The organism is Siminovitchia fortis, from assembly GCF_007681465.1.
Taxonomy (GTDB): Bacteria; Bacillota; Bacilli; order Bacillales; family Bacillaceae_C; genus Siminovitchia; species Siminovitchia fortis.
On record NZ_VEKZ01000039.1, the window covers coordinates 24,539 to 35,836 of the forward strand.

The 11,298-nt window shown below is 44.5% G+C and carries 9 protein-coding genes, 1 pseudogene and 1 riboswitch; all 10 genes and pseudogenes read left to right on the plus strand.

What is annotated here, in order from left to right:
• Positions 1–235: 235 nt before the first annotated feature.
• The 10 genes and pseudogenes from FS666_RS12785 (at position 236) to FS666_RS12830 (ending at position 11,173) form a co-directional block, all read left to right on the plus strand.
• Entirely contained in the window at positions 236–463 is a 228-nt protein-coding gene (locus FS666_RS12785) for a hypothetical protein (protein ID WP_120072370.1), read from the plus strand.
• Between the two features lie 324 nt (positions 464–787).
• Positions 788–2,317 (plus strand): spore germination protein, encoded by a 1,530-nt coding sequence (locus FS666_RS12790; protein ID WP_144460411.1) that lies wholly within the window; start codon positions 788–790, stop codon positions 2,315–2,317.
• Positions 2,307–3,404 (plus strand): GerAB/ArcD/ProY family transporter, encoded by a 1,098-nt coding sequence (locus tag FS666_RS12795; protein WP_164876317.1) that lies wholly within the window; start codon positions 2,307–2,309, stop codon positions 3,402–3,404. The genes FS666_RS12790 and FS666_RS12795 overlap by 11 nt, the downstream gene beginning before the upstream one ends.
• Positions 3,401–4,528, plus strand: a complete 1,128-nt coding sequence (locus tag FS666_RS12800) for a Ger(x)C family spore germination protein (protein ID WP_144460414.1) — start codon at positions 3,401–3,403, stop codon at positions 4,526–4,528. Before FS666_RS12795 ends, FS666_RS12800 begins: the two co-directional genes overlap by 4 nt.
• 354 nt (positions 4,529–4,882) lie before the next feature.
• A pseudogene (locus FS666_RS12805) lies at positions 4,883–5,328 on the plus strand (universal stress protein).
• 156 nt (positions 5,329–5,484) lie between these two features.
• Positions 5,485–5,582: riboswitch (purine riboswitch) on the plus strand.
• A gap of 140 nt (positions 5,583–5,722) precedes the next feature.
• A complete protein-coding gene (locus FS666_RS12810) occupies positions 5,723–6,208 on the plus strand; it encodes a (2Fe-2S)-binding protein (RefSeq protein WP_120072378.1) in 486 nt (161 codons plus the stop codon).
• Positions 6,205–7,680, plus strand: a complete 1,476-nt coding sequence (locus tag FS666_RS12815; RefSeq protein WP_144460416.1) for an FAD binding domain-containing protein — start codon at positions 6,205–6,207, stop codon at positions 7,678–7,680. The genes FS666_RS12810 and FS666_RS12815 overlap by 4 nt, the downstream gene beginning before the upstream one ends.
• On the plus strand, positions 7,677–10,013 hold the full coding sequence (locus tag FS666_RS12820) for a xanthine dehydrogenase family protein molybdopterin-binding subunit (RefSeq protein WP_144460418.1): 2,337 nt from the start codon (positions 7,677–7,679) through the stop codon (positions 10,011–10,013). Before FS666_RS12815 ends, FS666_RS12820 begins: the two co-directional genes overlap by 4 nt.
• Positions 10,014–10,022: 9 nt before the next feature.
• Positions 10,023–10,856: an XdhC family protein gene (locus FS666_RS12825; RefSeq protein ID WP_120072384.1), complete on the plus strand. Its 834-nt coding sequence runs from the start codon at positions 10,023–10,025 to the stop codon at positions 10,854–10,856.
• Positions 10,853–11,173: an XdhC family protein gene (locus FS666_RS12830; RefSeq protein WP_120072386.1), complete on the plus strand. Its 321-nt coding sequence runs from the start codon at positions 10,853–10,855 to the stop codon at positions 11,171–11,173. The genes FS666_RS12825 and FS666_RS12830 overlap by 4 nt, the downstream gene beginning before the upstream one ends.
• Positions 11,174–11,298 lie beyond the last annotated feature (125 nt).

Here is an 11,298-nt window from a genome sequence, read left to right on the forward strand (position 1 = left end):
ATCTCGTCGGAGGCACTCCAGTCTGTACGTCGATGGGCAAGGCGCTTGCGCTTTTCTTATTTCAAGCGTATGGAGTTTACTTCCAAGTCCCCAGTTGTTTGAAACATTAAATTCGTATTTCTTTTTTTAATGTAAAGGTACATCCTTATTAAGATCAGATGAAAATGAATTTTGCTATACTCCCGGTTGCTATAATGGGTTCGGAAAGAAACCAGAGCTCCAGGAGGTATTAACATTGAATTCATCATGGAAGCGGGGACTAACTGCTTTTTCAATTCTGCTGCTTGCAGCGTGCAGCCCTGCTCAGGAAACTGCTTTAATTGAGCATCCAGCCGACAATCAGGAAAAAGTAATTGAATCAGATCAAAACATAGGAGACCATCCCGCGTGGAACGACAGTCCGGCAGAACCGGAGATTGGTGAGGGTGCTATTGAAGTGCCGCCAAACAAAGAAGATGATTAACATATTAACTGTAAAAGAGTCACATGGGCTTTTTTTAAAAGATAAGAAGCTTTCAAGAATGACTGTCCGGCTCCAGCGCATAGCCCCGTAAGGATCAAGCCGCTTCCCTGTTCGCTTACGAACTGCCTCCTCGGGAATCGTCTTGTTTGCCCACGCTAATCAAGGCGCTTTCGCTTTTCTTATTTTGAGCTCTCGGCGGAAAACGGAAAATCCCGCCGGGAGCTTTTGCTTTTTTATAATGGTCCACTGCGCAGAATTGAATAGAACAGGCAACAACTGTAAATACTTATAGAAAAATTACAGGAGACGAGTTGAGCAGGTTCTATGTCTTTTTTTAAGAAAAGGAAAGGAAAGCCGTTAATAACGTCTCATAACCATAATAAGGAAGAGGATCCTCAAAAGCTTTTTCCATCTATTGAGGATAATATTAAATATATTTGTGATGCTTTCTACAATACGGATGATTTGAAAATGCGGGATGTCACTTTTCACGAACAGCACGGAAAGCTCATTTATCTGGAGACAATGGCTGATGAGAAGGAAATCCAGCGAAGTTTTCTGGTTCCGTTGGCAGAAGCGGAAAAAGGAAAGAGTATCAAGGATTTGATCACCAGTACAGAGTCCAATATATCAACCAGGTTAAACGAAGTGGTATCTGCGTTGTTAACAGGAAACTGTGCACTTTTTTTCGAGGGTGCACCCGATGTTTTTTTATTCAATACATTCCAAGTAAATGTCCGGACACCGGAGGAACCCGATAATGAAAAAGTGGTTCGCGGATCCCACGAAGGATTTGTGGAAAAACTGGACGTCAATATCAATCTGCTCAGGGAACGTGTGAAAAACCCCCGGCTGACGATCAAATACATTAAATTGGGCAGGGAAACAAATACAAACGTAGCGATTATTTTTATGAGCGGGCTTGCAAATCCGTCGGTCGTTGAGGAAGTTCAAAAGCGGATAGAATCGATTTCAACCGATATGATTTTCAGTCCGGGATATATTGAGGAATGCATAGAAGATCATCCGTTTTCCCCGTTCCAGCAAATTCTCTTTACTGAAAGACCAGATCGGGCGGAGGCTCATTTAATGGAGGGAAGGGTGGCGATTATGAGCGAAGGATCGTCCGATTTATCGGTTGTGCCCGTCACGTTTTTTTCCTTCTTTCAAACGCCTGATGATTACAATATCAGATTATACACCGGATCCGTTTTTCGTTTACTGAGATTATTAAGCTTTTGGGGGTCCCTCCTGCTTCCGCCCACATACATCGCTGTTGTCGGCTTTCATTTTGAAATCATTCCATATGATCTGGTGACGCTTGTTAAAAGTTCGATCGAAAATATTCCATTTCCGCCATTTTTTGAAGCGCTCGTCATGGCGATCACCATTGAATTAATACGGGAAGCAGGAATCAGGCTCCCTTCGCCAATCGGCGAGACGATCGGCATTGTCGGTGGCCTTATTATCGGTGATGCAGTCGTCAATGCGGGCCTGGTGTCAAACATGATGGTCATTGTCATTGCCTTGACAGCAATCATGTCATTTTGTTTACCATCTTATGAAATGGGAAACACAGTCCGGGTCTTATCGCTGCCAGTCATGATTGGAGCAGCGACTCTCGGGTTTGTGGGTATTGTATTTGCTCTCATGATCATCATCATCCATATGTGTAAATTGGACTCCTTTGGGTCGCCATATATTGCGCCTTTGGCCCCCCTTCATGTAAAAGAGTTAAAGGATGCCATTGTCCGTTTTCCAATCTGGACGCTGAACCGCCGTCCAAAAGATGTACAAGCCCAAAAGCCGGTTAGACAGAAGGCATCAAGGGAATGGGGAAAGAATGATCGCTAAAAAGGAAATAACTCAGTTTCAGTTGATCTTTTTATTAATTCACAGCCAGGTAGGAGTAGGTGTTATTACTTTACCTTTCGATGTTTTTATGACAGCAAAGGGAGACAGTTGGATGTCTGTCTTGCTAACGGGAGTCATCATTCAAATGGCGATCTTTTTATTCGGCGCATTAATGATGCGTTTTCCATCAAGCCATTTGTATGGGATTGTCCAATCTCTCTTTGGAAAATGGATCGGAAAAATGATCGTCATCTTATATAGTATGTATTTTATTGCCATTGGAGGCCATATCCTAGCAAAATTTGTTTATATCCTCAAAGCTTGGATGATGCCACAGACACCCGCATGGTTAATACTTGTCCTTATGGCGCTTACAGCAGTTTACATTGTAAAAGATGATCTGCAACTCATGGCTCGTTTCTTTGTTCTTTCCTCCGTTGTTTTAATCGGATTTATCGGATTGGCCGCTTACGCCTTAAAAGATGCAAACCTTACATTTATTTTGCCTGTCGGAACCAATGGCGTCCTGCCGGTGATACAAGGAACGGGAGAGGGTCTATATGCATTTCAGGGATTCGAGTTATTGCTGGTCATCCATCCTTTTGTTCAATCGGGTAAAAAGGGCGTGATAAAAGCAGCAACGATTGCCAATATCTTTATCACACTTTTTTATTCGTTTTTGGTCTTGACGTGTTTGCTCTTCTTTAGTCCGGAAGAATTTAAGCTAGTACCTGAACCGGTTTTATATTTAGTCAAGGCATTCTCTTTCAGAATCATTGAAAGGCCGGATTTGCTCTTTACGTCCATGTGGATTGTCCTGGTGGCCTCTGCATTTATGAATACGATATATGCCTCATCCTTGGGCCTATCAAATGTCATGAATTCAAATAAAATCAAAAATTACGTCATCATTACTGCATGCCTATGCTTTTTGTTGGCGGTGATTTTTAACGGGAATTATGAGGTAGTATCCATATCCAGGATTTATAATAAATTTATTGTTTTTCCTTTCGCTTTGGGCTTGCCGATTTTATTTTTACTTATATCCATTATTTTCAACAAGAAGGAGCGGGGGAACAGCGGATGATTCATCGATTAACCTTTATTTGGGCAGCCATATTGGCGATCATTCTTGCCGGATGCTGGGATCAGCGCTTATTAAAGGACCACAGTCTGGTATTGGCCATTGGATATGACAAGGGCAATGACGAAAAGTTAATCAAGACAGTTACCTTACCAAAAAACAATAGTGGTGTGTCTCAGCAAAATACAACTTCGAATGAAAGTAAAGTGTTATCGACGACCGGGGATACAGTCAAAGATGCTGAAAATAAATTGGACCAGAGCATTTCCGAAAAATTTGACAGGTCTAAAACAAAGGTCATTCTTTTGGGGGAAAGAATGGCTTCCCAAGGCATTTTTTCAACTTTGGATTCCATCTATCGGGACTTGAGAGGTCCATTAATTGCCAAAATGGCTGTCTTTGACGGAAAAGCAAAGGATGCATTATCTGTCAAGACGGATGATTCCATGCTTGTCAGTGATGTTTATTCAGAGCTTCTTGACAGTGCAGAAGAACAGGGAATTACCAAAAATGAAAATGTGCAAACCGCTTGTCCAATTATTTTATCAAAAGGTAAAGATCTTGTGTTGCCTTATATTAGTTTACAGCGGGAAAAAAACGTACCGAAAGTGGAAGGTTTGGCATTATTCAATGGTGATCGAGTGACAGGAAAATTGAATATTAAGGAGACGAGCATGTTTCTGATTCTATCGGATCAAAACACAAAGGGCATAATATTAAACTTAAAGGTAAGAAACGATCAAAAAAAGCACGATAAGAACTTTGTGAATATCGCCGTACGGCACAACAAAAGAAAAGTAAAGGTAAATGCAAATAAAGGCCATATAGACGCCAAGGTAAACGTGCATCTCGAGGTGGAGGTTGATGAATATCCAATAGATCATTTAAATAAGGAAAAAGAAGTGAAAGCCCTGGCCAAACGTATAGAAAACCGGTTAAATAAATTGGCGAAAAAAACTTTGGCGAAAATACAAGAGGCCAATAATGATTCATTGGGTCTGGGCGAGAGAGTGAAAGCGTATCACCATTCCACGTGGGAAAAAATCGATTGGAAAAAAGTTTACCCTGAAATTCCGATTGAAGTCAGATTTAATGTGGAAATCGTTCGGCACGGGATTATTAATTGATCGCCAGTTGTTGGTAATATTAAATTCGTATTTCTTTTTTTAAACGAAAAGACTCATGCTTATTAAAATTGTAAATAAAAGAGAAATTTTACGGAAGAAACTGAATTGAATTAAAAAAACCTGCCGGCTGAATGGGGCTGTCCTGAAAGTCATTTTTTAACTTTTGGACACCCTTTTCATGTTCTAAAAACCTTGATATATCAATTTTAAATTATTGAGTATTAGGGGATTTCCACTTTTCGGACAGCCCCATTCTCCCAATACCTCTTTTTCCATATATTTCTGGATTTCCTGGATTTCGCTCCAATAAAATAGTTTAATAGAGATATAACAAATAAAAGAGGGGGTATACATATGGACTTATCTTATCAACACATCCTTGTTGCAGTCGACGGCTCTGAGCCTGCGGAATGGGCTTTCAGGAAAGGGATTGAGGCGGCGAGTGGAACAACGCCGCGTTGAACCTTGTTCATGTGGTGGACACGAGCCATTACCGCGGAATTGAAATGTACGATATGAATTTTAAAAAGAAGGCCATAAGTCAGGCCCAAGAGCTTCTGGATCGCTACGCTCAGCAGGCGAAGGAACAAGGTCTTGAAAAAGTGGAGACAATTGTTGAGGAAGGATCACCAAAAACAGTCATTACAAAACAAGCTGCAAAAAAGGTCAATGCAGACTTGATCATCTGTGGAGCGACAGGGATCAATGCGGTAGAAAGAATGTTTCTTGGAAGTATATCCGAACATATTACACGCCATGCCAAGTGCGATGTGCTTGTAGTAAGAACCGAAAAGAAATAAACAGAAATTCCATGGGAGAAAGCAAGATATATGAGACTACCCAAACAGACTGGGGCGGTCACATTTTTATTGGAAATTATTTTATTTAGAAAATTACGTATTGACATGCAATTGCGGTGCATATATAATTAAGGCGAAATCATCAAGTTCAGGCATACTTTTTACATAGGCCATTTTCGTATAACCCCGCTGTTCGGTGCGGGGGTTTCTACAGGGAACCGTAAACCTTAGCTACGAAAAGGCGCTTTCTTATTTTGGAAGGCTCCTTTTTGTAGCTTTTTTTATTTTCTGCTTCCAGTAAACTTCACTTCAGGTTCCTTCATGTAAATCCCCGCAACAGGACTTCTTGCGATGCAAAATGGCCCTATACAAAAAACGTATGGAGGTCGATCTCTTGAAAACAATCAAATTTGAGGTCAACGGACAGGAAACGTCTGTCACCTGCCCGCCCAGCCTGCCGCTGCTTGACGTATTGCGTGATGAACTGCAATTGACCGGCAGCAAGGAATGCTGCGGAAAGGGAGAGTGCGGTTCATGTACTGTCCTTGTAAATGGTGAAGCCGTCTGCTCATGTCTTATACTGGCGGGTCAAGTAGAAAATGAAAGCGTTGTCACCGTTGAGGGAATTGGGCAAACAACAAGCATGGATCCGATCCAACAGGCTTTCTGCGACGAAGGAGCCACGCAATGCGGGTACTGCACACCGGGATTCATTGTCATGGCCAGGTCGTTTTTGGACAGCATCGATCATGTTCCGGCAGTAGATGAAGTCATGAAGGCATTAAGCGGAAACCTTTGCCGGTGCACCGGATATACGAAGATCATAAAAGCCGTACAGACCGCTGCAAAGAAACAGTCATTGAAGGAAATTCCCAATTGAATGAATTCAAAACTGCGGGCATCCTGCTTGCAGCCGGCATGTCCAGCCGCATGGGACAGTTAAAAGCACTGCTTCCATGGGAAGGGAGAACCCTGATCCAATACCAGATTGAGCAGATGAAAAAAGCGGGTACTGATGAAATAATCGTGATCCTTGGTTACCAGGCGGAAAGGCTTCAAAACATCATATCAGCTTTTCATGTAAAAACAGTCATAAACGAAAAATATGAGCAGGGAAAAAGTTCATCCATCAGAAAGGGAATTTCCAGCCTTCAAGAAGAGGCGGAGGGGATTTTTATTTCTGCCGTAGATCAGCCTGTCCCTGCAGGCGTTTTGAATAAAATGATAAAGCATCTGAAAGAAACCGGGGCAGCAGCTGTCATTCCGATATACAAAAATAAGCGGGGGCACCCTATTTTGTTTCATGAATCCATTAAGAATGATCTGCTGCTTATTAATGAAGAGACACTGGGACTCAGAGGTGTAATCAGCAAGTTTCAACAGCAAACTGCTTACCTGGATGTGAATGACCCATCCGTTCTTTTCAATTTCAATAAACCGGAAGAATATTTTACAAGCGACAGGAGGCTTCAAATGAAAGTATCCGAGATTGATGTGGTCACACCAAAATCAGTGAAAGAATGCCTGTATTTTTTAAGTGATAAGGAGAAAAGGGTGCGCCTCTTAGCCGGCGGAACGGATGCCGTTGTGCGGATGAAAGACGGCATTGGGAGGCCCGAAACCTGGATCAATATAAAGGGAATGGACTCCCTTCGGTACATTCGCGAAGAGAGCGACGGGATCCATATCGGGCCGCTGACGACACATACAGATATCATCCGTTCAGCGCTTCTATGGGAAAAAGCCGATGTACTGGCATCCGCTTCAAACGAAGTGGGCGGGATCCAGATTCAGAATATGGGGACAATTGGAGGAAACCTGGGAACAGCATCGCCGGCAGGCGATACGATTCCTCCCCTGTTTGTGCTTGATGCCCAAATTGAGCTTAGCTCCCTTCATAGTAAGAGGATTGTCCCAATTACAGAGTTTTTTAATGGACCCGGAAATACTGTTCTGCAGCCGGGAGAAATGATTACGAACATCATCATCCGCCCTCAGGCGGAAAATGAAATTGGCATATTTGAAAAGCTGGGCCCTAGAAAAGCGCAGTCCATTTCGATCGTCAATGTGGCCATCTCTTTGAAAATGGGCGAAGGGCCGCGCGAGTGCCTTGAGGGAAAAATCGCCTTTGGTTCGGCAGGGCCTACAATCATCCGGGCAGCCAAATGTGAAAGGATGCTCAGCCTGGGCCCTCTCTATGACAACACAATCAGGGATATAGCGGATATTGCCTGGAAGGAAGTCATGCCGATCACGGATGGAAGGGCAACGGCGAAATACAGAAGAAGCATGACGAGCGCTTTATTGGCAAGAGGATTATATCGGTTGATGAAAAGGTGGGATGAGAAATGAGCCGACAAATGGAGGAAATCAAAAAATCCGGCACAGATAAAAAACTGAAATGGGTCGGCAAACCGGTCAAAAGAATTGACGGCCCTGAAAAAGTGACCGGAGAACAAAAATATATGACAGATTACCATTACCCCAATATGGTTTGGGGTAAAGTCCTCCGTTCCAGATATCCGTTTGCAAAAATAAAGTCCATCGATACATCGAAAGCTGAGGGACATCCTGGGGTAATCTGTGTTTTAACACATGAAGATGTACCCGGCTTTAACGGATTCGGAATCGTCACGCCTGATCAGCCCGTACTATGTGAAGATATCGTCAGATGTACAGGGGATGCCGTTGCCCTTGTCGCAGCGGAAACCCTTGAAGCCGCAGAAGAAGCGATTGGCCTGATTGAAGTCGATTATGAACCTTTGGAAGCCGTGACCGATCCTGAAAGCGCCATGGTCCAGGGAACTCCGCAGCTTCATCCCGACGGAAATATCCATAGCCATGTGGTGATCAAAAACGGTGATATCGACAAAGGGTTTGAAGAGGCAGACTTCATCTTTGAAAATACATTTTATTCACCGCGGCAAATGCATGCATTCCTTGAAACGGAAGGCGGATGGGGGAAAGTTGAAGAGGACGGCTCCCTGACGATTCAATGCCCCGGCCAATATGGCCATCGCGATAAGCTTCAAATCGCCCGGGCCCTTGCTCTCAACCCTGAGCGCATTCACATCCATTCCAGCCCGAATGGCGGGGGCTTCGGCGGAAAAGACGAAATCACCGTCCAAATTTATTTGGCATTGCTGGCTTTAAATACGGACGGAAGGCCGGTGAAACTTCATTTGTCGCGTGAAGAATCGGTTGTGGCCGGCATTAAGCGCCATCCATTTAAAGTCACGGTGAAAACCGGGGCGAAAAAAGACGGAACTATCGTGGCCCATAAAGTTCGTGCGGTAGGTGATACAGGGGCGTACGCTTCACTTGGCGGAGCCGTTATAGCATTGGCCATAGAGCATGCCGCGGGACCATATAAAATCCCGAATGTCGATATGGAAGGTTTTTGCGTTTATACGAATAACGGCATAGCGGGTGCCTTTCGTGGATTCGGGGTCAATCAGGTCTGCGTCGGAATCGAGACGCATATTGACATGCTGGCGGAAAAAACGGGGCTTGATCCGATTGAAATCAGAAAGAAAAATGCCTATCGCCAGGGGGAAGTATCCAGTCTGGGTCATGTCGTCAAATCAAGTGTCGGCACCATAGAAACCTTGGAGAAGGCAAAAGAGTGTGATCTTTGGGCTAATCGGGACCTTTATAAATCACAGGCAAGCGAACCGTGGAAAAAACGCGGGGTGGCTCTTGCGACTTCCTTTCACGCAGTCGGAATGGGACTTCGGACTCCGGATTACGGGGCAGCCTCGATTGAGTTGTTGGAAGATGGGAGATTCAAAGTCGGCTTGGCCATTGAAGAAATCGGGACCGGCAATGGAACGGTATATGCCCAAGTGGCAGCCGAGTGCTTAAAATGTGATATCGGCAATATCGTGGTCATCCAAGGCGATACGAAGGAAACGTTGGACAGCGGAACCATTTCGGCATCGCGGTCAACCTATACCGGAGGCCGCGCCATTGCAACAGCCGCACCGAATATGGTCAGCCTGATGTCCGAAACGGCAGCAGAAATATTGGGAGTAGGTTCAGATCAAATCGAAGTCGTGGAGAATAAACTGATTGCAGCAGGAAATGAAAGCCGGTCCGTTTCCTATAGGGAGATTTATGATGCGCTGAGGGAAAAAAATCAATCGACACGGGTCGAAGGGCACTTCTATTTTCCGCGTGAAAAGAAGGAATTGAAAAATTCCGGAGGGGCGCCGCATCATTTATACGGTTATATGACCCATGTCGTGATGGTTGAAGTGGATACTTTGACGGGTGAAACGGACGTTTTGAAAGTCGTCGCCATTCCTGATGTGGGAAAGGTGTTGAATCCCCAAGGTTTGGAAGGGCAGGCGGAAGGCGGAGCCATTATGGGGATTGGCTACACTTTGTATGAAGACGTCATCATGAAGGATGGTTATCACCAAACGAGAAACCTGACAGATTATATCATCCCGACCATCCGGGAAACCCCTGTGATTGAAACGATTCCGGTGGAATCAATGGAGTCATCCGGCCCATTTGGAGCCAAGGGTATTGCAGAGGTTGTCATGATTCCGATCATTCCCGCGATTTTGAATGCCATTCATGATGCAGTAGGCGTCAGAATCAAAAAGCTGCCGGCCAAACCGGAACAAATTTTTCAGGCGATTCAGGAGTCAAAGTCACATGAACTTGTTTCGGGGTGATGCATATTGATGAGCAAACAAATGTATGAGCAGCTTTTGAAGGCTATCAAGGAACGCCGGGATGATGCCGCCCTTGTTACAATAACGAAGCATTCCGACGAATCGCTGATTGGCTCAAAGATTCTCATGCAGGAAGACGGCATCCTTTCTGGCGACGCAGTCCTGTCTAAAGGGCTTCAAACAGTGGTTTTTGATCAAGTTTTGCCGTTTTTTAAAAAAGGGGTCACAAAGGCTATTCAATTTGAATATGGGGATTGTCAGATTGAATGTTATATGGAGGTGTTTCCGGTCCCCCCGCGTCTGATCGTGGCGGGTGCCGGCCATGTATCTGAGCCTGTGGCAGAGATCGGGAAAATGGCGGGCTTTCATGTTACGGTCATAGATGACCGCCCCGAGTTTGCAAACAGGGGGCGATTCCCCACAGCAGATGAAGTTGTCTGCACTTCATATGTCGAATTTTTCCAAAACCTCCCTGTCAATCCTAATACCTTTATTGTGTTGCTTACGAGGGGGCATAAGTTCGATGTTGTCAGTCTGCAGGAACTTTTAAGGAGGGAAGAGGCTATTGAACAGGAACAGCGGACGGCATATATCGGAATGATTGGGAGCAGGCGCCGGATATCCGGGGTTTTCGAACAATTGAAAGATGAATTTTCCGATCACAATTTTACCAATATTTATTCTCCGGTGGGCCTGGACATTGGCGGACAGACGCCTGCAGAAATTGCTGTCAGCATCATGGCTGAAATTTTAAAAGTGAAAAACGGAAAAAGCGGAAATTCATTGAAGGAGAAAATTCCAAGCTACTCGCAATTGAAGTTTAGGGAGAGAGTAAAGAAATGAGCACTCTTGAATTTTTCGAAAAAGTCATGTCCATTCGGGAAAATGGGATCCGGGCAGCTGTCGCAACAATTATTCGCACAAAGGGGTCGACGCCGAGGGAGACTGGCGCAAAGATGCTCATTTATCCGGACGGCAAAATATTTGGAACGATCGGAGGCGGCTGCGGTGAGGGTGAAGTGATTGAAAAAGCCTTTGCCGTCATGGAAAAGGGGATTCCCCTCCAGCATCAGGTCGATTTGACGGAAGGCTTGATGTATGAGGATGGCGGTATTTGCGGCGGGATTATGGATGTGTTTATAGAGCCGGTGAATCAATAGAAAGACAAGGATCCTGCAGCGGGATCCTTGTCTTCTTTTAACGGAGTAAGAAAGCACAAGATTTTTTTAGCTTTAAAATTTTGAACAAAGCCATTTGTTGTCTAGCTCCAGCGCCTATCGACTAG